The following is a 20,031-nucleotide window of genomic DNA, read 5'->3' as shown; positions in this document are numbered from 1 at the left end:
ATTATGCCGACTGCGCGCCGGCCAGCTGGGCGCCGGCCTGGGCCGGCAGGCGGCGGAACTGCAGTGTCGACAGCATGGCCAGCCCGCCCATGGCCACGAAGGCCCACGAGAAATCGCTGGCCTGCAGCGTGGCGTGGCCCTGCCAGCTGGCGACCCCCTGCAGCACGAATGCGGCCAACGTGACCCCCACGCCGGCGGCCAGCTGCATCACCACGCTGGACAGGGTGGAGGCATGGCTCATGCCGGCCGGGCTGATGTCGGCAAAGGCGATGGCATTGAGGCTGGTGAATTGCAGCGAGCGCAGGCAGCCGCCCAGCAGGAAGGTCGCCAGCATCAGCCAGTGCGGGCTGTGGGCATCGAACAGGCCGTAGCCGGCAAACGACAGACCGCACAGCATGCTGTTGACCATCAGCACCTGGCGGAAACCGAAGCGCTGCAGGATGCGGCTGACGATGGTTTTCATGAACATGGCGCCCAGCGCGGTGGAACAGGTCAGCAGGCCGGACTGGAATGGCGTCAGGCCAAAGCCCAGTTGCAGCATCAGCGGCAGCAGGAACGGGGTGGAGCCCATGGCGACACGGAACAGGAAGCCGCCGATCAGGCTGACGTGAAACGTGGGCAAGCGCAGCAGCGACAGATCCAGCAGCGGATGCTGGCGGCGGCGCACATGCCACGGATACAGCACCAGCAGCACCGCCCCCAGCAGCGTCAGCAGGGTGGACAAGCCGGCCGACAACATGTGCTTGCCCTCGCTGGCCAGGCCCAGCATCGCCAGCGACAAGCCCAGCCCGACCAGCACAAAGCCGCGGACATCCAGCGGCGGCACCTGGTCATCGCGCAGGTTGGCAATGTAGCGGCCGGCCAGCACCAGCCCCAGCAGGCCGATCGGCAGATTGATCAGGAAAATCCAGCGCCAGTGGAAATAGGTGCTGATGAAGCCGCCCAGCGGCGGACCGACCACCGGCCCCAGCAATGCCGGAATGGTCAGATAGCTCATCGCCCGCACCAGCTGGCTTTTCTCGGTGGTGCGCAGGATCACCAGCTTGCCTACCGGCACCATCATCGCGCCGCCGATACCCTGGATGAAACGCGCCAGCACGAAGCCGACCAGGCTGCTGCTGAAGGCGCACAGCAGCGAGCCGGCGCTGAACACCACGATGGCGGCACGGAAAATGCGGCGGGCGCCAAAGCGGTCGGCCATCCAGCCGCTCAGCGGAATGAACACCGCCAGGCTGACCAGGTAGGAAGTCAGTGCCAGCTTGAGCGCAATCGGGTCGACGCCAAGGGCGCCGGCAATCGCCGGCAGCGAGGTGGCAATCACGGTGGCGTCCATGTTTTCCATGAACAGGGCGGTAGCAATGATCAGCGGCGTGAGCATGCTGCGAGACAGACGGAATGGCATAGCGGGTACAGGCGACAGGCAGGGCGATAATTTACCAGATAGTTAGCCTGTTGATGGTCACGCAAGGTAATGGTTTCCTGTCCGACGGGTCAGGTTGGCCGCAGGCCCGCGGCCAACCTTGTAGCGTTACAGCATCATGCCGCCGGACACCTCGATGCGCTGCGCGTTGACCCAGCGGCTGTCGTCGGACAGTAGCGCCGCAATGGCGCCGCCGATGTCGTCCGCCTCGCCGACGCGGCCCAGTGCCGTCTGGCTGGCAACGAAGCGGTTCAGCTCCGGATTGTCGCGTACCGAGCCACCGCCAAAATCGGTGGCAATGGCGCCTGGGGCGATGGTGTTGACGGCGATGCCGCGCGGGCCCAGCTCTTTGGCCAGGTAGCGGGTCAGCACCTCCACCGCGCCCTTCATCGCCGCGTAGGCGGCATAGCCGGGCAGCGCGAAGCGGGCCAGCCCGCTGGACAGATTCACGATACGGCCGCCGTCGGCCAGCAGCGGCAGCAGGCGCTGGGTGAGGAAAAACATGCCCTTGAAGTGGGTATTCAGCAGCAGGTCGAACTGCGCTTCGCTGGTGTCGGCAAAGGCGGCATGCACACCCATGCCGGCGTTGTTGACCAGAAAGTCGAAGCTGTCACGCTGCCAGTGTGTGCGCAGCGCGCTGCGTACCGCGTCGGCAAAGCCGGCGTGGCTGGCGAGCTGTCCCACGTCCAGTTGCAGCGCGACGGCCTTGCCGCCCAGCGCTGCGATAGCGGCCACCACCTCGTCGGCGGCGGCACGGTTGCTGTGGTAGGTAAGGATGATATCGGTGTGGCGGGCGGCCAGCTTCAGGGCGGTGTTACGGCCCAGGCCACGGCTGGCTCCGGTGATGATGGCGATCTTGCGCATGATGGGTTCCTTGCAGGTGGGCGGGCGGCGGCTGCCGTCATGCGCTGCAGTCTATTGCCGGTTGGTGGCGCAATAAACCGGCTGATTACGGTTAGACTGTACGGATTATCCGGATAATTGGACGGGCAATGGAGCAACTGGACGCGATGCGCATTTTCCTGCGGGTGGCAGAGCTGGGCAGCTTTGTGCGTGCCAGCGAAACGCTGGGCCTGCCGCGCGCCACCGTGTCGGACGCGGTGCGGCAGCTGGAAAACCGGCTGGGTACCCGGCTGCTGCACCGGACCACGCGGCGGGTGCAGCTGAGCCAGGACGGCCAGCTGTTTCTGGAGCGCAGCCGCGACCTGCTGGCGGATTTCGACGAGCTGGGGGCGTTGTTCCAGCAGCAACAGGCGGCGGTCAGTGGCCGGCTGCGGGTGGACATGTCCAGTGGCATCGCCCGCAATATGGTGCTGCCGCAGCTGCCGGCTTTCCTGGCGGCCCATCCGGGGCTGCAGCTGGAGTTGTCGGGCACCGACCGCCGTGTCGACCTGGTGCGCGAGGGTTTCGATTGCGTGGTGCGGGTAGGCGAGATCGGCGATGCCAGTCTGGTCTGCCGGCCGCTGGGGCTGCTGCCGCTGGTGAATTGCGCCAGTCCGGACTATCTGGCGGCGCACGGCACGCCGCAGACGCCGGACGATCTGGCCGGCCACCGGCTGGTGCACTACGTGGCGCAGCTGGGCAACAAGCCGGACGGTTTCGAGTATCTGGATGCCGACGGCCAGCGCCGTCATGTCGCGGTAGCCGGCCAGCTGGTGGTGAACAGCGCCGATGCCTACCTGGCGGCTTGCCTTGCCGGCATCGGCATCATCCAGTTGCCGCGCATGGCGGTGACGGCACAGTTGGCTGCCGGGCAGTTGCAGGAGGTGCTGCCGCAATGGCAGGCGGCACCGATGCCGGTGAGCCTGCTGTATGCCAACCGCCGCCACCAGCCGCGACGGGTGCAGCTGTTCATGAACTGGCTGGACGCGGTGATCCGTCCGCAGCTGCAGGCGGTGGCGGTTGCTGCGACCTAGTCCACTTTCAGCCGGGCGCCGCCGGTACTGCCGCGACGTTTGGGCAGACTGAGCGTCAGTACGCCGTTTTCGTACTTGGCGCTGGCCTGCTCGCGGTCGATGTCGGCCGGCAGCTGGAAGCTGCGCGACACCATGCCGTAGTAGCGCTCGCTGCGCAGGTTGCGCTCGTCCTTGTGCTGGCTGTCGAACTGTTTCACCTCGGCCTTGATGGTGACCTGGGCGCCGTCGATCTCGACATGGATGTCTTCCTTGTCGACGCCCGGCACTTCGGCCAGCACGGTGTAGCCGTTGTCGGATTCGTTGACGTCCAGCTTGATCTGCGAGGGCAGGGTGTCACCGTGCAGCGGCTTGATGAAGAACCCCGGGCTGGCGAAATCGCGGAACAGTTCGTCGAACAGGCCATTGCGGGAGGGCAGGATGTTCATGACTTCTCCTTGCATATCAGAGGGTTGACACGGCGGCTGCGCCGCTTGCCCTTGATATAGTGCCCCTGTCGCCGCTTCTCAAGCCGGCTAAAACGCGGAGTTGATCTGCCGCAGATAACAACAAGGCCACGCGCTGGCGTGGCCTTGTCCTGGGGCGCAACGGGCTTATTGCAGCTCCAGCGCCAGCAGTTCTTCCACCGTCTGGCGGCGGCGGATCAGGCGGTCGCTGTCGCCATCCACCAGCACTTCGGCGATCAGCGGGCGGGTGTTGTAGTTGCTGGACATCGAGGCGCCGTAGGCACCGGTATCGTGGAATACCAGCAGGTCGCCGATGTTGGCCGCCGGCATGCGACGCGGCACCACCACGCCACCGTCGCCCTGGGTGAACACGTCACCGGATTCGCACAGCGGGCCGGCCACCACGCAGTCTTTTTCGGCCTGTTGCACGCCGTCATGCGGTACCACGCTGATGTGGTGGTAGCTGCCGTACATCGACGGACGCATCAGCTCGTTGAAGCCGGCATCCACCAGCACGAAATGGTTGCGGCCAACGTCCTTGGTGGCGCGGACCTCGGCCAGCAGGTTGCCGGACTCGGCCACCAGGTAGCGGCCGGGCTCGATCTCCAGTGCCAGCGGATGGCCGATCAGCGCGGCGGCTTCCTGGCGCGCGGCATCCCACAGCCCGAAATAATGGCCGGTATCCACGGTGGCGTCGCCGTCGCGATACGGAATCGACAGCCCGCCGCCGGCGGAGATGGCGTGCAGGTCGTGGCCGGCGTTCTTCACCAGCCGTACCAGGTTGACCATGGCGCCGCACACTTCCTGCAGGTGGCTGTAGTCGACGCCGGAGCCGATGTGCATGTGCAGGCCGATCAGCTGCAGGCCGTACTGGCGGATCACCGCCAGCGCTGCCGGCAGGTCGCTATGCCAGATGCCGTGCTTGCTGTGCTCGCCACCGGTATTGGTCTTGTTGCTGTGGCCATGGCCGAAACCCGGGTTGATGCGCAGCCACACGCGATGGCCGGGGGAGGCTTCGCCCAGCTGCTGCAGCATGTCGATGGAACCGGCGTTGACCGGAATGCTGTGCTCGACCACCAGCGCCAGCGTCGGGCGGTCGATCAGGTCGGCGGTGAACACGATGCCGGACGGCTCGCCGGCAGCATCGAAGCCGGCGGCCAGCGCACGCAGGATTTCGCCACGCGATACCGCGTCCACTTTCACGCCCTGTTCGCGCATCAGCTGCAGGATGTGCACGTTGCTGCAGGCTTTTTGCGCGAAGCGGATGGTGTCGAACTGGCGCAGTGCGGCGATACGCTCGCGGATCACCGCGGCGTCGTAAGTCCACAGCGGGGTGCCGTATTGCTGTGCCAGCGCGGCGAGGCGGGCGGTGTCGGGAGTCTGCATGGAATTTTTCCTGATCTGGAAGTGGCTGCCTTGCATCATGCCGCCGGTGGTTGATTCAGTAAAATGCTAATATTTTGCCAATCAATTCATTTTTGATATGGAATGGTGATGAGCATTTCACACCGACACATCGAAGTGTTCCGCGCGGTGATGACCAGCGGCAGCGTCACCGCCGCCGCCGCCTTGCTGCACACCTCGCAGCCCACCGTCAGCCGCGAGCTGGCGCGGCTGGAGCAAATGCTGGGCTTTGTGTTGTTCGACCGCATCAAGGGCCGGCTGCAGCCGACGGCGCCGGCACTGGCACTGTTCGACGAGGTGCAGCGTTCCTATATCGGTCTGGAACGTATTGTAGAAACTGCGGCCAACCTGGCGCGGCCGGATGGCGGCCAGCTGGCCGTCGCCTGCCTGCCGGCGTTTGCCCATGCCTTGCTGCCGGCGGTGTGCCGGCGCCTGCAACAACAGGCGGGCAATGTGCGGGTGGCAATCACGCCGCAGGAGTCGCCGCTGCTGGAGGAGTGGCTGTCGGCGCAGCGCTTCGACATCGGTCTGACCGAATCGGCGGAGCCGCCGCCGGGCACCAGCCTGCAGCCGCTGCTCAGCGCCGACGAAGTGTGCGTATTGCCGGAGGGTCACCCACTGCTGGCCAAGGCGGTGCTGGCGCCGCAGGATTTTGCCGGGCAGCCGTTTGTCAGCCTGTCGCCGCAGGATGCCTACCGGCTGCAGCTGGATGCGGTGTTCGCCGCCGCCGGCGTGGCGCGGCAGCTGGTGTGGGAGACGCACAGCGCGGTGTCGGTGTGCGCACTGGTGCAGCAGGGGCTGGGGGTCGCCATCGTCAACCCGCTTACCGCGCTGGCCATGGCCGGACAGGGGATGCAGCTGCGCCGCTTTGCCGTATCGGTGCCGTTTGCGGTTAGCGTGGTGTTGCCGCAGTTCCGGCCATCGACACCGCTGAGCGGCACTTTTGTCGCACTGCTGCAGCAGGAGGCGGCGCTGCTGCAGCAACGGCTGGCGGCGATCTAGCCGGCCGGCTGCAACTAGCGGTTTCGTATGCGACCGCAGGGTTAAGGCATTGCTGTGATTGTGTTTTTGGCTGTTGTGCGTGGGCGACGCATGTTTACGGTTTGTTTAGAGTTTATTGCTGTTTTTGTTTAAAATTACTGCATTAAATAATTGCAGGCCGTGCGGACGCCGTTCCGTATCGTTCTTTCAGAAAACAAACCGGAGGATGTCTTGGTGCGACGGACGCTACTCGTGTTCTGCTGTTTGCTGTATTGCGGCCTGGCCCAGGCCATGTCGGTGACTTTCATCAACCCGGGCAAGCATGACGAGATCTATTGGCTGACCGCCACGCGCGCGATGCAGGCCGCGGCCGACGATCTGGGCGTGCAGCTGGAAGTGCTGTACGCCGAGCGGGTTCATCCCCGCGCCGTGGAATTCGCCCGCGAGATCGTGGCCCGCCCCAGGGACAAGCGCCCGGACTATGTGATCCTGTCCAACGACTACGGCACCGGACCGGAAATCCTGCGGTTGCTGGATTCCGCCGGTATCCGCACCTTCCTGGCCTTTAGCGGCCGTGGCGACGACAAGGGGCCGGAGCCGATGGGCGCGCCGCGCACCCAGTTCCACCTGTGGCTGGGGTCGCTGGAGCCGCGCGCGGAAGATGCCGGCTACCAGTCGGCCAAGGCGCTGATCCAGCGTGCGCGCAAGGCGAAGCTGCCGCGGGTGGGCGGCAAGCTGCAGCTGATCGCCATTGGTGGCGACCGTTCCACCCCTGCCTCGATCGCCCGGGACGAGGGCATGCGCAAGGCCGTGGCCGAAGCCGGTGACGTGGAGCTGGTGCAGGAGGTCTACGCCGCCTGGAACCGCGCGCGCGGCGCGGAGCAGAGCGATTGGCTATACCTGCGTTATCCGCAGGCGCGCATGGTGTGGGCCGGCAACGACCTGATGACCTTTGGCGCCATGGACAGCTGGCGTAAGCGGGGCGGCCAGCCGGGCAAGGATGCCTTCTTCAGCGGCATCAATACCTCGACCGAAGCGATGCAGGCACTGCGTGACGGCAGCCTGGCTGCGCTGTCCGGCGGCCATTTCATTGCCGGCGCCTGGGCGCTGGTGATGCTGTACGACTACAACCGCGGCATCGACTTCGCCACGGAAGGGCTGGAGCTGGATCGCACCATGTTCACGCTGTTCGATGCCGCCAGCGCCGAGCGCTATCTGCGCTATTACGGAGATATGGATTTCTCGCGCGTCGACTTCCGTCACTACAGCAAGGCATTCAATCCGCGTCTGAAGCGCTACGATTTCGGCTTCCAGCAACTGCTCAAGTAAGAAAGTCGCACTTTGCCGCAAAACTTCCGCTCGCTTGCCTATGCGCTGATCCGCCGTCTGGCCCTGCTGGCGACTTGCTGTACCCTGCTGTTCAGTGCCGTGCAGGGGGTGTGGACGTACCACTCGGTGCGGCAACAGCTGCTGGGCAATATCCAGTACGTTGCCAGCAGCAATATGCCGATGCTGTCGGTGGCGCTGTGGGACATCGAGCCGGCCACCGTGCGGCAGCAGCTGGCGGTGATCGCCGCCCGACCAGGCGTCGGCTTTGTGCGCGTCAATGTGGTGACCGGGCAGATGTTCGAGGCCGGCGATGCCTCGCTGCTGTACCACAACCAGGTCTCGCGCTTTGTCATTCCGCCGCCGGCCGGTGGCGGCAAGGCGCTGGGCGAGCTGCTGATCGTGCTCAAGGACAACTACATCTACCGGCAGGTGGCGTTAGCCCTGGCCGGCATGTTGCTGGGCTATTTCCTGCTGACGGTGTTGCTCTGTGCGCTGGTGGTGTACGTGCTGCGGCGCGACCTGGAAAAGCCCATGCACGCGATGGCCGATTTTGCCGGCCGCCTCGGCCCGCACACGCTGACCTCGCCGCTGCGGCTGCAGCGCGGCAAACGCGATATGCATGACGAGATCGATCTGGTCGCCGCCGGTTTTGGCACCCTGCAGAATGCGCTGACCGAACATATCGAGTCGCTTGACCAGCAGGTGGCGGAGCGCACGCGGCAGCTGGAAAGCGCGCTGGCCGATATTCGCGACCTGCTGACCCATGACACCCTGACCGGTTGTTACAACCGTGCGTTTCTGGACGAGCGCCTGCCGCAGGAAACCGCGCGGGCGCAGCGAAGCGGCCAACCGCTGGCGCTGGTGTTCTGCGATATCGATCACTTCAAGCAGATCAACGACGAATACGGCCACCTGGTCGGTGACGAGGTGCTGCGCGAGGTGGCCACGCGCCTGCGCAGCCAGCTACGCAACGATATCGACTGGGTGGTGCGTTTCGGTGGCGAAGAGTTCGTGGTGGTGCTGCCGGATACCGGCGGCGACAACGCCCGCCTTGTGGCCGAGCGGCTGCGCGAGGCGGTTGCCACTTCCATGCTGCTGGAGGATGGCCGCCGCCTGCAGTTGACGGCCAGCCTCGGTGTCGCCATCTGGCAGCCGGACGAAGAGCTGGACGCGTGGCTGAAGCGGGCCGATACCCTGCTGTATCAGGCCAAGATGCAGGGCCGCAACCGCGTGGAAAGCTGAGCCGCCTGTCCACTGCCGACCGGCATCACAGCGGGTCAGATTGCGCCCAGATGCCTAGTCCCTCGTTACGTGCCTCACGCTCGAACGGTACGTAGTAATAGGCGCCGTATTGCGAGCGGTCGACACTGCCCAGCCCGCGGCTTAGCAACGCTGCCGTGATATCCGCCTTGTATAGCCGCACGCGGGCCAGGTCGCGGCCAACCTTGTCTACCCCGAACACATCCACCCGCACCTGCTGATACAACAGGATGTTGTCCAGCTGGGTATAGCTTGCGGCCGCCAGCGGGTGGTTGTCCGGCGGCGGCTGGAACGCCAGCAGGCTGACGCGCACGCGGCTTTGCTCGACCTCTTCGCTGTCCGGCAGCTGGCGATAGCGCACACAGCTGAAAGCGTTGCCGGACTCTACCGCCTGCACTACGCAGTAGAAGCTGGTCAGCAAACCCTCGGCGCGGGCGAGGGCTGGTGCGGCGGATAACAGGCACAACAGCAAGCAGTGCCAGCAGGAGAATCGGGACATGGGCAGGCTCGGATGGAATGCCCCATTGTCGCCGCTGGATCATGCGTGGATTTGTCGACCATGTATCCGCGTTGTCACAAGCGCCGTAGCGTAACTACAAATACGATGCGGCCAACCTGTCAGCAGGTTGGCCGCAATGTTGGCGTGGAGGCGCTGCCGGTTTAGAACGCGTCAGACGGCACCCGCACCCAGCCCTCCATCAGGATGCGCGCGCTGCGGCTCATGATGGCTTTGGTGACCAGCCACTGGCCGTCGACCAGTTTGGCCTCGGCACCCACGCGCAGGGTGCCGGACGGATGGCCGAAACGCACCGTGTTGCGTTCGCCGCCACCGGCCGCCAGGTTCACCAGCGTGCCGGGCACGGCGGCGGCGGTGGCGATGGCTACCGCGGCGGTGCCCATCATGGCGTGGTGCAGCTTACCCATCGACAGCGCCCGCACCAGTACATCGATGTCGCCGGCCTTGATCTGCTTGCCGCTGGCGGCGGTGTAGTCGGCCGGCGGCGCGACGAAGGCGATTTTCGGCGTGTGCTGGCGGGTAGCGGCTTCTGCCGGCGTCTTGATCAGCCCCATGCGCAGCGCGCCGGCGACGCGGATGGCTTCGAATCTTGCCAGCGCCGCCGGGTCAGTGTTGATGGCCTCACGCAGCTCGGTGCCGCTGTAACCGATGTCGGCGGCATTGACGAAGATGGTGGGAATGCCGGCACTGATCATGGTGGCCTTGAAGGTGCCGACGCCGGGTACTTCCAGATCGTCCACCAGCTTGCCGGTGGGGAACATGCTGCCGCCTTCGTCGCCGTCGTCAGACGGATCCATGAACTCCAGCACGATCTCGGCCGCCGGAAAGGTGACGCCATCCAGCTCGAAATCACCGGTTTCCTGTACCTGGCCGTTAGTCACCGGCACATGGGCGATGATGGTTTTCTGGATATTGGCTTGCCAGATGCGCACCACACACACGCCGTTGTCCGGCACGCGCGCCGGGTCGATCAATCCGGCGTGGATGGCAAAAGCGCCGGCGGCGGTGCTCAGGTTGCCGCAGTTGCCGCTCCAGTCGACAAAGGCCTTGTCGATGGCGACCTGGCCGTACAGGTAGTCCACGTCGTGATCGGGCTGGCTGCTTTGGGACAGGATCACGCACTTGCTGGTGCTGGAAGTGGCGCCACCCATGCCGTCGATGTGGGCGGAGTAGGGGTCGGGGCTGCCGATCACGCGCATGAACAGCGCATCGCGTGCCGGGCCGGGCTGCTGGCAGCGTTCCGGCAAGTCCTGCAGGCGGAAGAACACTCCCTTGCTGGTGCCGCCGCGGATGTAGGTGGCGGGGATGCGAATCTGGGAAGGGTGAGCCATGGGCGCTCCTGGATAAAAATGTCGGGCGGCAAACTGCTTGCGGCCAACCTCGCAAGGTTGGCCGCAGCGTGGCATCAGGCGGTGGCGCCTTGCAGGAAGTCCTTGGCAAAGCGTTGCAGCACGCCACCGGCTTCGTACACCGACACCTCTTCGTCCGAATCCAGACGGCAGGTTACCGGCACTTGCAAGGTCTCGCCGTTCTTGCGGTGGATCACCAGCGTCAGCTCGGCGCGCGGGGTCAGCTGGCCCTGCACATCATAGGTTTCGGTGCCGTCCAGCTGCAGCGTCTTGCGGGTGGTACCCGGCTTGAACTCCAGCGGCAGCACGCCCATGCCGATCAGGTTGGTGCGGTGAATGCGCTCGAAGCCTTCGGCGACGATGGCTTCCACCCCGGCCAGACGCACGCCTTTGGCGGCCCAGTCACGCGAGCTGCCCTGGCCGTAGTCGGCGCCGGCCACGATGATCAGCGGCTGCTTGCGGTTCATATAGGTTTCGATGGCTTCCCACATGCGCATCACCTTGCCTTCCGGTTCCACACGCGCCAGCGAGCCTTTCTTCACTTCACCATCCACCACGGCCATTTCGTTTACCAGCTGCGGGTTGGCGAAGGTGGCGCGCTGCGCGGTGAGGTGGTCGCCGCGGTGGGTGGCGTAGGAGTTGAAGTCCTCCTCCGGCAAGCCCATCTTGTGCAGGTACTCGCCGGCTGCCGAGTTCATCAGGATGGCGTTGGACGGCGACAAATGGTCGGTGGTGATGTTGTCCGGCAGCAGTGCCAGCGGGCGCATGCCGCGCAAGGTGCGCTCACCGGCCAGCGCGCCTTCCCAGTACGGCGGGCGGCGAATATAAGTGCTCATCGGGCGCCAGTCGTACAGCGGCGAGGCGGCCTTCTCGGTGGCGCGCTTCTCGAACATCGGGATGTAGATCTGGTTGAACTGCTCCGGCTTCACCGCGCGTGCCACGATGGCGTCGATTTCCTCGTCACTCGGCCAGATGTCCTTGAGGCGGATTGCCTTGCCATCCACCACGGTCAGCACATCCTGCTCGATGTCGAAACGTACGGTACCGGCGATGGCGTAGGCCACCACCAGTGGCGGCGAGGCCAGGAAGGCCTGCTTGGCGTACGGGTGGATACGGCCGTCGAAGTTGCGGTTGCCGGACAGTACGGCGGTGGCGTACAAGTCGCGGTCAATGATCTCCTGCTGGATGTGCGGTTCCAGCGCACCGGACATGCCGTTACAGGAGGTACAAGCATAGGCGACGATGCCGAAGCCCAGTGCTTCCAGGTCGTCCAGCAGGCCGGCTTCTTCCAGATACAGTTTCACCACCTTGGAGCCAGGGGCCAGCGAGGTCTTCACCCACGGCTTGCGTACCAGGCCGAGCTTGCGGGCGTTGCGGGCCAGCAGGCCAGCGGCGATCACATTGCGCGGGTTGCTGGTGTTGGTGCAGCTGGTGATGGCGGCGATGATTACCGCACCATCCGGCATCAGGCCCTGCGCTTCTTCGGCGCGCGCCGCTTCCAGGTTGGCCGCAATGCCGCGCTCGGCCAGCGCCGAGGTCGGCAGGCGTTTGTGCGGGTTGGACGGGCCGGCCATGTTGCGCACCACGCTCGACAGGTCGAAGCGCAGTACGCGCTCGTACTGCACCTCGCGCAGGCTGTCGGCCCACAGGCCGGCTTCCCTGGCGTAGCTTTCCACCAGCTTTACCTGTTCGTCGCTGCGGCCGGTCAGGCGCAGATAGTCCAGCGTCTGGCCGTCGATGGCGAACATGGCGGCGGTGGCGCCGTATTCCGGAGCCATATTGGAGATGGTGGCACGGTCGCCGATGGTGAGGCTGGCAGCACCGGCACCATAGAATTCCAGATAGGCGCCGACCACTTTTTGCTGACGCAGGAATTCGGTGAGCGCCAGCACCACGTCAGTGGCGGTGATGCCGGGCTGGCGGCGGCCGCTCAGCTCCACACCGACGATATCCGGCAGCCGCATCCACGAGGCGCGGCCCAGCATCACGTTTTCGGCTTCCAGGCCGCCCACGCCCACCGCGATCACGCCGAGCGCATCCACGTGCGGGGTATGACTGTCGGTGCCGACGCAGGTATCCGGGTAGGCCACGCCGTTGTCGGCGTGGATGACCGGCGACATCTTCTCCAGGTTGATCTGGTGCATGATGCCGTTGCCGGCCGGAATCACGTCCACGTTGTCGAACGCGGTCTTGGTCCACTCGATGAAGTGGAAGCGGTCTTCGTTGCGCCGATCTTCGATGTCTCGGTTTTTCTGGAACGCCTCCGGGTCGAAACCACCGCATTCCACGGCCAGCGAGTGGTCGACGATCAGCTGCACGGGCACCACCGGGTTCACCTTGGCCGGGTCGCCGCCCTGGTCGGCAATGGCGTCACGCAGGCCGGCCAGATCCACCAGCGCGGTCTGGCCGAGGATGTCGTGGCAAACCACGCGGGCCGGGAACCACGGGAAGTCGCGCTCGCGCTTGCGCTCGATCAGCTGCAGCAGGCAGTCGTTGATGATGGCCGGGTCGGCACGGCGGACGATGTTCTCGGCGTGTACGCGGGCGGTATAGGGCAGGCCGGCCCAGGCGCCGGGCTGGAGGGCTTCAACGGCGGCACGGGCATCGAAGTAGTCGAGGGCGGTGCCGGGCAGTGGCTTGCGGTATTGGCTGTTCATGGCATGGGCACAAGGGTGAGGGTGGCGATTACCTTGCGGCCAACGTTGGCCGCAAGGTGCCGGATGCTGGTTATTGTTGTGGGGCCGCACCACCGGCAGGTGACGCGGCCTGACGGCTTAGCGTTGCGACAGCGGCACGAAAGGCAGGTCTTCCGGGCCGGTGTAGTTGGCCGACGGGCGGATGATCTTGCCATCGACACGCTGCTCCATCACATGCGCGCTCCAGCCGCTGGTGCGGGCGATCACAAACAGCGGGGTGAACATCGCGGTGGGCACGCCCATCATGTGGTAGCTCACCGCGCTGAACCAGTCCAGGTTCGGGAACATCTTCTTGATGTCCCACATCACGGTTTCCAGCCGTTCGGCGATGTCGAACATCTTGGTGTCGCCGGCGGCCAGCGACAGTTCGCGCGCCACTTCCTTGATCACTTTATTGCGCGGGTCGCTGATGGTGTACACCGGGTGGCCGAAGCCGATCACCACCTCCTTGCGTTCCACGCGGGCCTTGATGTCGGCCTCGGCTTCGTCCGGGTTTTCGTAGCGTTTCTGCACTTCGAACGCTACTTCGTTGGCGCCGCCGTGTTTCGGGCCGCGCAGCGCGCCGATGGCGCCGGTGATGGCGCTGTACAGGTCGGAGCCGGTGCCGGCGATGACGCGGGCGGTAAAGGTGGAGGCGTTGAATTCGTGCTCGGCATACAGGTTCAGCGAGGTGTGCATCGCGCGTACCCATTGCTCGGACGGCTTCTCGCCATGCAGCAGGTGCAGGAAGTGGCCGCCGATGGAGTCGTCATCGGTTTCGACGTGGATGCGCTTGCCGTTGTGGCTGAAGTGGTACCAGTACAGCAGCATCGAGCCGAGGCTGGCCATCAGCCGGTCGGCGATGTCGCGGGCACCAGCGGCGTTGTGGTCGTCTTTTTCCGGCAGCGCGCAGCCCAGCGCGGACACGCCGCTACGCATCACGTCCATCGGATGGGCGGCGGCCGGCAGCGCTTCCAGCACCGCTTTTACCGACGCCGGCAGGCCGCGCAGGCTTTTCAGTTTCTTCTTGTAGCCGGCCAGCTCGGCCTTGTTCGGCAGCTTGCCGTGTACCAGCAGGTAGGCGACTTCTTCGAATTCGCAGTGCGCCGCCAGGTCCAGGATGTCGTAGCCGCGGTAGTGCAGGTCGTTGCCGGTGCGGCCAACGGTGCACAGTGCAGTGTTGCCGGCGGCAACGCCGGACAGGGCAACGGATTTCTTCGGTTTGCCGGTCAGAACCACTTCACTCATGCTGTTTCTCCTTTGTGCGGCCGCCGGGCGGCCTGGCGATGACGGTGCGGCGCTGCCGCAATAACTGCGATGGGGGTGGGGTTGGCCGCGCTCTGTGTATGGTTGTGGCTTGTTGCGGCCAACCCCGGTAACGCTTACTTGTTCTTGCCTTCGGCAAACAGGGCGTCCAGTTTCTGCTCGTAGTCGTGGTAGCCCAGGTGGTCGTACAGCTCCATGCGGGTCTGCATCTTGCCGACCACGTTCTGCTGGGTGCCGTCCTGGCGGATGGCGCCGTAAACCTCCAGCGCAGCCTTGCTCATGGCGCGGAATGCCGACAGCGGATACAGCACCATGCTGACGCCGTGCTCGCCCAGCTCCCTGGTGGTGTACAGCGGGGTGGCGCCGAATTCGGTGATGTTGGCGAGTACCGGCACTTTTACCGCCTCGGCAAACTGCCGGTACATCGCGAGATCGGTGATGGCCTCGGGGAAGATCATGTCGGCGCCGGCTTCCACGCAGGCCACGGCGCGTTCGATGGCGGCGTCCAGACCTTCCACCGCCAGCGCATCGGTACGGGCCATGATCACCATGCCGTGCTTGCGGGCGTCGGTGGCGGCCTTGATGCGGTCGACCATTTCGTCCTGGCTGACGATGGCCTTGTTGGGGCGATGGCCGCAGCGTTTTTGCTGTACCTGGTCTTCGATGTGCACGGCGGCGGCGCCGGCTTTTTCCAGGCTGCGTACCGCACGGGCAATGTTGAAGGCGCCGCCCCAGCCGGTGTCGATATCCACCAGCAGCGGCAAGTCGGTCACGTCGGTGATGCGGCGCACGTCGATCAGTACGTCTTCCAGCGTGGTGATGCCCAGGTCGGGAATGCCGCAAGAGCAGGCCGCCACGCCGCCGCCGGACAGGTACAACGCCTTGAAGCCGCTATGCTCGGCCAGGCGTGCGGCATAGGCGTTTACCGCGCCAACGACCTGCAGGGGTTTTTCTTGGGCGACTGCGTCGCGGAAACGTTGGCCGGGTGTCGTCATCGGGGGCTCCTGTCCTTGTTCTGGGGTGATTTGCATAAATTCTAGCAAGTGCTTGGTTTTTTGAAAACAGACTTTTTGTCCCAGGGGCTGTCACCTGCAGTCACAGGCTGGCTTGCCAACTGGCTGCCGTGGTTCAATGTGCAGCTCGGGGTGTTGTCGTAATTCAGTGTGAACTAATGCGGAGGGCCTCCGGTCATAAGTTGTGCCCTGTGCCGGCTCAACCGGCGACAAACTAAAAACAGCAGGGCGAATCAGGGAGTGAATGACAACGATGAGCGATCGAGAACTCGATCAGCAACTGGTGGAGCGTGCCCAGCGCGGCGAAAAACGTGCGTTCGACTTGCTGGTCAGCAAGTATCAGCGCCGTCTGTCACGGCTGTTGTCGCGGTTTATCCGCGATAGTGCCGACATTGAAGACGTGACGCAGGAAGCTTTTGTAAAGGCATACCGCGCCTTGCCGTCGTTTCGTGGCGAGAGCGCGTTTTATACCTGGCTGTACCGGATTGGCATCAATACAGCCAAGAATTTTCTGACCTCGGCCGGGCGGCGGCCAGTGGTAAGTGCGGAGTATGAGGACGAGGACGGCGATACGCTGGATATGGCCTCGCAGGTGCCGGACTACCACACGCCCGAGGCGGAAATGATGAACCAGCAGATATTGGCCGCGGTCAATGCGGCGGTAGCGCGTCTGCCGGAAGAATTGCGTACGGCGATCTCCCTCCGGGAAATGGAGGGCCTCAGTTACGAGGAAATTGCTGAGGCAATGAATTGTCCGATCGGCACCGTGCGGTCACGGATTTTCCGTGCCCGCGAGGCGATTGCGACAGAGTTGCGTCCGTTGCTGGACACGGCCAAAAACAAGAGATGGTGAGAAGATGATGAAAGAAAACCTTTCCGCCCTGATGGATGGTGAACTGGCCGACAAGGATGCCGAGCCGCTCATCAAGCGCCTGGCCGGCGATGCCGAGTTGCAGTCGGCGTGGCAGGAGTTTCACCTGATTGGTGATGCCCTGCGCGGTGCCTCGCTGCTGTCGGTGGATGTGCGCAGCGAGGTAAGCAGCACGCTGGCAACCGAGCCGACCGTGCTGGCGCCGCGTTCGTTGCAGCGTCGGGTCAGCCGTCCGGCGGCCCGCTTTGCGGTGGCGGCTTCGGTGGCGCTGGCGGGCGTGGTGGGTTGGTACAGCTGGCAGAGCCAGCCGGCAGATGCCGGTCTGGTTGCCCAGGTGGTGCCGGCGCCGTCTGCCCAGTTGCAGCAAGTGGCGGATGGTAGCCAGTTGTATCTGGATGCGCATCAGGATGGTGCCGTCGGTGACGGTTTGACGCGAGTTGGCCTCAGCCAGCCAGTTGCCCAGGGGGTGCGTTGATGCGTCGGCTGGCCGTCTGTGTCCTGATTTCTCTGCCGCTGGTTGCCCATGCCGAAGATGACTGGTCGTTGTTGCGTCGAGCGGCGGTTGCTGGCCAGTCTTTTCCTTTCAGTGCCATCTATTCCCACCCGTTGGGCGGCGAGCTGGAAACCTTCCGTATTTACCGCAGCAGTGAAGATGGCTTGCTGCGCGAACGGCGCGAGTCGCTGGACGGGTTGCCGCGCGAAATCGTGCGCCAGGGTAGCGAGCTTACCTGCTATGCGCCGGATGCCCGCTCGCTGAGCGCGGCCAAGCTGGGTGCGGTAAAAATGTTCCCGGCCGTGTTGCCGGATGCGCCAGCGGATCTCGCGGTGGCGTACAACCTGAGCCGTGGCGGTATGGATCGCGTGGCCGAGCGCGACTGCCAGTGGTTGCTGCTCAAGCCGCGCGAGGTCAATTCCCGTTACAGCCAGCGTTTGTGTATCGACCCGGTCACGGCATTGCCGCTGAAGGTGGTAACCGGTGGCGTGCGCGGCGAGGTGATCGAGCAGTTTGCTTTTACCGAGTTGACCCTCGGACCGGAGCATGACAGATCGAAGCTGCGGCCGCGTTACAAGCAGTCACTGTCGCTGGGGACGGCGGCAGTGGTGAAAAGTGCGCAACCGCCGCTGGAAGTGAAGGGTATCCCCGCTGGTTTCCGGCTGCTTCGCTACATGAGCCGGCCGCTGCCGGGCCACGAGCAGGCGGTGCAGCACTATGTATACTCGGACGGTTTTGCCAAGCTGTCGCTGTTTGTCGAAACCTCGGATGCCGAAGTGCCTGCACATCCGGTGGTTATCGCGCCCAACGGTATTGGGGTGGCATCCCGCCGGGCTGGTGAGCAATTGCTGACGGTGGTGGGGGATATGCCGGAAGCGGGTCTGCAGTCCGTCCTGAAAAATATTCGTCTCGTCCCGAAGTAATATGATCGAAACCGAAGCGCGGGTATTGCGGGTGGAGCCCGGTTTTGCCTGGGTGGAGCCCCGCCCGCATTCTCCCTGCGGGCAATGTGATCCGGTTTCCGGCTGTCGCTCGTTGCAGCTGGCACGGATGTTCAGCCTGCGCCAGCCGCAGTTCCGGGTGCTGGATCCGCTGGGGGTGAATGCAGGCGAACAGGTCAAAATCGCGGTGCCGGAATCCGGCATGCTGCGTAGTGCCGGCTTGCTGTATGCCGTGCCGGTATCTGCCTTGTTGCTGGGAGCCATGCTGGCCTCCGCTGCCGGCGAGTTGGCCGCAGTGGCCGGCGGGTTGTTTGCCTTGCTGTTTTCCTTGTTGCTGGTGCGTGGCTACAGCCGTCGCCTTGCCGGCGATGTGCGATTTCAGCCGCATATCGCCAGTCGTGCCTCTTCTTCTCAACTTTCCGTGGAGTTTGTCAGAACATGCCGCTCAAGAAGCTGATTGCCGCCTCTATGCTGATGGCCGGCTTGATTGCCAGTCCTGTGATTCACGCCGCACCGGTAACGGTGCTGCCGGACTTCACCCAGCTGGTCGAGGACCAGGGTAAGGCGGTGGTGAATATCCGTACGGTCGGTACGGTACGGCAGATGGTGCGCGAGCTGCCGCAGGGCATGGAAAACGATCCGTTCTCCGAGTTTTTCCGCCAGTTTGCCCCGCCGCAGCTGCGAGAGTACCGCACGGGTGGCATGGGGTCGGGCTTCATCCTGTCGGCGGACGGTTATGTGCTGACCAATGCGCATGTGATTGCCGACGCTGACGAGATGATCGTTACCCTGGGGGACCGCCGGGAGTTCAAGGCCAAGGTGGTGGGCTCCGATGCGCGTACCGATGTGGCGTTGCTGAAAATCGATGCCAAGGGGCTGCCCTTTGTCAAAGTCGGCAAGTCGGAGGCGCTGAAAGTCGGCGAGTGGGTGCTGGCTATCGGCTCGCCGTTCGGTTTCGAGAACAGTGTTACCGCCGGTATCGTTTCCGCCAAAGGGCGTCACCTGCCGGACGAGAGCTACGTGCCGTTCATCCAGACCGATGCGGCAGTGAATCCGGGTAACTCGGGCGGCCCGCTGTTCAATCTGAAGGGCGAGGTAGTCGGGATCAACTCGCAGATTTACAGCCGTTCCGGTGGTTTCATGGGTATCTCTTTCTCGATTCCCATCGATGTGGCCATGACGGTTGCCGACGAGTTGAAGCGGGAGGGCAAGGTCAGCCGCAGTCGTATCGGCGTGGCGATTCAGCCGATGAGCAAGGAGTTGGCTGCATCGTTCGGTCTGGCTGATGCCAAGGGTGTACTGATCAGTAGTGTCGAAAAAGGCGGTCCGGCAGATAAGGCCGGGCTCAAGTCTGGTGATGTGGTGTTGTCGATGAATGGCAAGCCGCTGGACAGCGGTGATGACTTGCCGCGGCTGCTTAGCGGCATCCGCCCGGGCAGCAAGGTGGAGCTGGAAGTCTGGCGTAACCGCAAGTCGCTGCGCACGAGTGTGGTGACCTCGGAGTTGCAGAGTGAGGATCCGCGTACCGCTGATCGTGCCTATCACGGAAATCAGGGGCCTTCGGCCGAGGCGTCGATGACCAATCAGACCGGCTTGACGGTGCAGCCACTGGCTGCCGCACAGCTGCAGAAGCTGGGTGTGAAATTTGGCCTGCTGGTGCGGGGGGTGCAGGGTCCGGCGGCGGATGCCGGCTTGCAGGCGGGGGATGTTATCGTCGGTGTTTCAGGTGAAGAGCTGACCAGCATTCGCCAGCTACAGCAGGCAATCAATGCGGTGCCTGCTGGTGGCAGCCTGGCGTTGCAGGTGCTGCGGCAGGGGGATTCGCTGTTTGTTGCCGTGAAGCCGGAGAAGGTAAAGCCCTGATGCAATTGACACTGTATTTTCGCGAGTACTGCAGCCTGTGCCACGACATGCTGGCGCAGCTGCGGCCGTGGCAGCAGCACTACGGCTTTGCCATTGATGTGGTGGATGTCGATGCCGACCCGGTGCTGGAAGAGCGTTTCAACGAACTGGTGCCGGTACTGATGGATGGCGAGCTGGAAATTTGCCACTGGCATCTGGATGAAGCAAGGTTGGCCGCACATCTGGAGCAACGCCCGGCTGCACAGGGCAGCGAAATCAGCTAAAATCCGCGCCAGTGTTAAAAGGGCACT

19 protein-coding genes are annotated in these 20,031 nt (G+C 64.2%); 10 read left to right on the top strand and 9 right to left on the bottom strand.

Annotation, left to right across the window (positions count from 1 at the left end):
• Position 1: 1 nt before the first annotated feature.
• On the bottom strand, positions 2–1,402 hold the full coding sequence (locus HU218_RS09060) for a DHA2 family efflux MFS transporter permease subunit (RefSeq protein ID WP_246210894.1): 1,401 nt from the start codon (positions 1,400–1,402) through the stop codon (positions 2–4).
• A 126-nt stretch (positions 1,403–1,528) separates the two neighbouring features.
• Positions 1,529–2,284 (bottom strand): SDR family NAD(P)-dependent oxidoreductase, encoded by a 756-nt coding sequence (locus HU218_RS09055; protein ID WP_174874611.1) that lies wholly within the window; start codon positions 2,282–2,284, stop codon positions 1,529–1,531.
• 128 nt (positions 2,285–2,412) lie between these two features.
• Between HU218_RS09055 and HU218_RS09050 the strand changes: the two genes are divergently transcribed.
• Positions 2,413–3,336, top strand: coding sequence for a LysR family transcriptional regulator (locus HU218_RS09050; protein WP_174874610.1), 924 nt, complete (start codon positions 2,413–2,415; stop codon positions 3,334–3,336).
• Here HU218_RS09050 and HU218_RS09045 read toward each other — a convergent pair.
• Positions 3,333–3,761, bottom strand: coding sequence for an Hsp20/alpha crystallin family protein (locus tag HU218_RS09045; protein ID WP_174874609.1), 429 nt, complete (start codon positions 3,759–3,761; stop codon positions 3,333–3,335). The genes HU218_RS09050 and HU218_RS09045 overlap by 4 nt on opposite strands.
• Positions 3,762–3,926: 165 nt before the next feature.
• On the bottom strand, positions 3,927–5,165 hold the full coding sequence (gene lysA / locus HU218_RS09040; RefSeq protein ID WP_174874608.1) for a diaminopimelate decarboxylase: 1,239 nt from the start codon (positions 5,163–5,165) through the stop codon (positions 3,927–3,929).
• 108 nt (positions 5,166–5,273) lie between these two features.
• Here lysA and HU218_RS09035 point away from each other — a divergent pair, with 108 nt between their 5' ends.
• The 3 genes from HU218_RS09035 to HU218_RS09025 all read left to right on the top strand — a co-directional run bounded on the left by HU218_RS09035 (position 5,274) and on the right by HU218_RS09025 (position 8,735).
• The gene (locus HU218_RS09035; protein WP_174874607.1) at positions 5,274–6,185 is read left to right on the top strand and encodes a LysR family transcriptional regulator; all 912 of its coding nucleotides are present in this window, start codon (positions 5,274–5,276) and stop codon (positions 6,183–6,185) included.
• A 270-nt stretch (positions 6,186–6,455) separates the two neighbouring features.
• Positions 6,456–7,493: an ABC transporter substrate-binding protein gene (locus tag HU218_RS09030; RefSeq protein ID WP_174874606.1), complete on the top strand. Its 1,038-nt coding sequence runs from the start codon at positions 6,456–6,458 to the stop codon at positions 7,491–7,493.
• 12 nt (positions 7,494–7,505) lie between these two features.
• Positions 7,506–8,735, top strand: coding sequence for a GGDEF domain-containing protein (locus HU218_RS09025; RefSeq protein WP_174874605.1), 1,230 nt, complete (start codon positions 7,506–7,508; stop codon positions 8,733–8,735).
• Positions 8,736–8,760: 25 nt separating this feature from the next.
• On the opposite strand, the gene HU218_RS09020 is transcribed toward HU218_RS09025, so the two are convergent.
• The 5 genes from HU218_RS09020 to prpB all read right to left on the bottom strand — a co-directional run bounded on the left by HU218_RS09020 (position 8,761) and on the right by prpB (position 15,555).
• Positions 8,761–9,252: a thermonuclease family protein gene (locus HU218_RS09020; protein WP_174874604.1), complete on the bottom strand. Its 492-nt coding sequence runs from the start codon at positions 9,250–9,252 to the stop codon at positions 8,761–8,763.
• Positions 9,253–9,413: 161 nt separating this feature from the next.
• Complete coding sequence (prpF, locus tag HU218_RS09015; protein WP_174874603.1) at positions 9,414–10,601, bottom strand: 2-methylaconitate cis-trans isomerase PrpF; 1,188 nt, start codon at positions 10,599–10,601, stop codon at positions 9,414–9,416.
• 74 nt (positions 10,602–10,675) lie between these two features.
• Positions 10,676–13,276: a Fe/S-dependent 2-methylisocitrate dehydratase AcnD gene (gene acnD / locus HU218_RS09010; protein WP_174874602.1), complete on the bottom strand. Its 2,601-nt coding sequence runs from the start codon at positions 13,274–13,276 to the stop codon at positions 10,676–10,678.
• Between the two features lie 117 nt (positions 13,277–13,393).
• Entirely contained in the window at positions 13,394–14,542 is a 1,149-nt protein-coding gene (gene prpC, locus HU218_RS09005) for a bifunctional 2-methylcitrate synthase/citrate synthase (protein WP_174874601.1), read from the bottom strand.
• A gap of 134 nt (positions 14,543–14,676) precedes the next feature.
• On the bottom strand, positions 14,677–15,555 hold the full coding sequence (prpB, locus tag HU218_RS09000) for a methylisocitrate lyase (protein ID WP_174874600.1): 879 nt from the start codon (positions 15,553–15,555) through the stop codon (positions 14,677–14,679).
• A 271-nt stretch (positions 15,556–15,826) separates the two neighbouring features.
• Between prpB and rpoE the strand changes: the two genes are divergently transcribed.
• From rpoE to HU218_RS08970, 6 genes are read left to right on the top strand one after another with little or no spacing between them, the layout of a single operon-like run.
• On the top strand, positions 15,827–16,426 hold the full coding sequence (rpoE, locus tag HU218_RS08995; RefSeq protein WP_174874599.1) for an RNA polymerase sigma factor RpoE: 600 nt from the start codon (positions 15,827–15,829) through the stop codon (positions 16,424–16,426).
• Positions 16,427–16,430: 4 nt separating this feature from the next.
• Positions 16,431–16,919 carry a sigma-E factor negative regulatory protein gene (locus HU218_RS08990; protein WP_174874598.1) on the top strand — a complete coding sequence of 163 codons (489 nt, stop codon included), beginning with the start codon at positions 16,431–16,433 and terminating at the stop codon, positions 16,917–16,919.
• Positions 16,919–17,860, top strand: a complete 942-nt coding sequence (locus HU218_RS08985; protein ID WP_174874597.1) for a MucB/RseB C-terminal domain-containing protein — start codon at positions 16,919–16,921, stop codon at positions 17,858–17,860. Before HU218_RS08990 ends, HU218_RS08985 begins: the two co-directional genes overlap by 1 nt.
• Before the next feature lies 1 nt (position 17,861).
• On the top strand, positions 17,862–18,335 hold the full coding sequence (locus HU218_RS08980) for a SoxR reducing system RseC family protein (RefSeq protein WP_174874596.1): 474 nt from the start codon (positions 17,862–17,864) through the stop codon (positions 18,333–18,335).
• Positions 18,317–19,741 (top strand): DegQ family serine endoprotease, encoded by a 1,425-nt coding sequence (locus HU218_RS08975; protein WP_174874595.1) that lies wholly within the window; start codon positions 18,317–18,319, stop codon positions 19,739–19,741. Before HU218_RS08980 ends, HU218_RS08975 begins: the two co-directional genes overlap by 19 nt.
• Positions 19,741–20,004: a glutaredoxin family protein gene (locus tag HU218_RS08970; RefSeq protein ID WP_174874594.1), complete on the top strand. Its 264-nt coding sequence runs from the start codon at positions 19,741–19,743 to the stop codon at positions 20,002–20,004. Before HU218_RS08975 ends, HU218_RS08970 begins: the two co-directional genes overlap by 1 nt.
• Positions 20,005–20,031 lie beyond the last annotated feature (27 nt).

This window comes from Vogesella oryzae, from assembly GCF_902829295.1.
Taxonomy (GTDB): domain Bacteria; phylum Pseudomonadota; class Gammaproteobacteria; order Burkholderiales; family Chromobacteriaceae; genus Vogesella; species Vogesella oryzae.
This window is presented reverse-complemented; position numbering and strand designations above follow the sequence as displayed.

Excerpts from the sequence above, each read along its gene's own strand:
- HU218_RS08990 (WP_174874598.1), top strand. The coding sequence starts at position 16,431 with ATGATGAAAGAAAACCTTTCCGCCCTGATGGATGGTGAACTGGCCGAC.
- acnD (WP_174874602.1), bottom strand. The coding sequence starts at position 13,276 with ATGAACAGCCAATACCGCAAGCCACTGCCCGGCACCGCCCTCGACTAC.
- rpoE (WP_174874599.1), top strand. The coding sequence starts at position 15,827 with ATGAGCGATCGAGAACTCGATCAGCAACTGGTGGAGCGTGCCCAGCGC.
- HU218_RS09060 (WP_246210894.1), bottom strand. The coding sequence starts at position 1,402 with ATGCCATTCCGTCTGTCTCGCAGCATGCTCACGCCGCTGATCATTGCT.
- prpB (WP_174874600.1), bottom strand. The coding sequence starts at position 15,555 with ATGACGACACCCGGCCAACGTTTCCGCGACGCAGTCGCCCAAGAAAAA.
- prpC (WP_174874601.1), bottom strand. The coding sequence starts at position 14,542 with ATGAGTGAAGTGGTTCTGACCGGCAAACCGAAGAAATCCGTTGCCCTG.
- HU218_RS09030 (WP_174874606.1), top strand. The coding sequence starts at position 6,456 with ATGTCGGTGACTTTCATCAACCCGGGCAAGCATGACGAGATCTATTGG.
- HU218_RS08985 (WP_174874597.1), top strand. The coding sequence starts at position 16,919 with ATGCGTCGGCTGGCCGTCTGTGTCCTGATTTCTCTGCCGCTGGTTGCC.
- lysA (WP_174874608.1), bottom strand. The coding sequence starts at position 5,165 with ATGCAGACTCCCGACACCGCCCGCCTCGCCGCGCTGGCACAGCAATAC.
- HU218_RS09020 (WP_174874604.1), bottom strand. The coding sequence starts at position 9,252 with ATGTCCCGATTCTCCTGCTGGCACTGCTTGCTGTTGTGCCTGTTATCC.
- HU218_RS08980 (WP_174874596.1), top strand. The coding sequence starts at position 17,862 with ATGATCGAAACCGAAGCGCGGGTATTGCGGGTGGAGCCCGGTTTTGCC.
- HU218_RS08975 (WP_174874595.1), top strand. The coding sequence starts at position 18,317 with ATGCCGCTCAAGAAGCTGATTGCCGCCTCTATGCTGATGGCCGGCTTG.
- prpF (WP_174874603.1), bottom strand. The coding sequence starts at position 10,601 with ATGGCTCACCCTTCCCAGATTCGCATCCCCGCCACCTACATCCGCGGC.
- HU218_RS09050 (WP_174874610.1), top strand. The coding sequence starts at position 2,413 with ATGGAGCAACTGGACGCGATGCGCATTTTCCTGCGGGTGGCAGAGCTG.
- HU218_RS09055 (WP_174874611.1), bottom strand. The coding sequence starts at position 2,284 with ATGCGCAAGATCGCCATCATCACCGGAGCCAGCCGTGGCCTGGGCCGT.
- HU218_RS09035 (WP_174874607.1), top strand. The coding sequence starts at position 5,274 with ATGAGCATTTCACACCGACACATCGAAGTGTTCCGCGCGGTGATGACC.
- HU218_RS08970 (WP_174874594.1), top strand. The coding sequence starts at position 19,741 with ATGCAATTGACACTGTATTTTCGCGAGTACTGCAGCCTGTGCCACGAC.
- HU218_RS09045 (WP_174874609.1), bottom strand. The coding sequence starts at position 3,761 with ATGAACATCCTGCCCTCCCGCAATGGCCTGTTCGACGAACTGTTCCGC.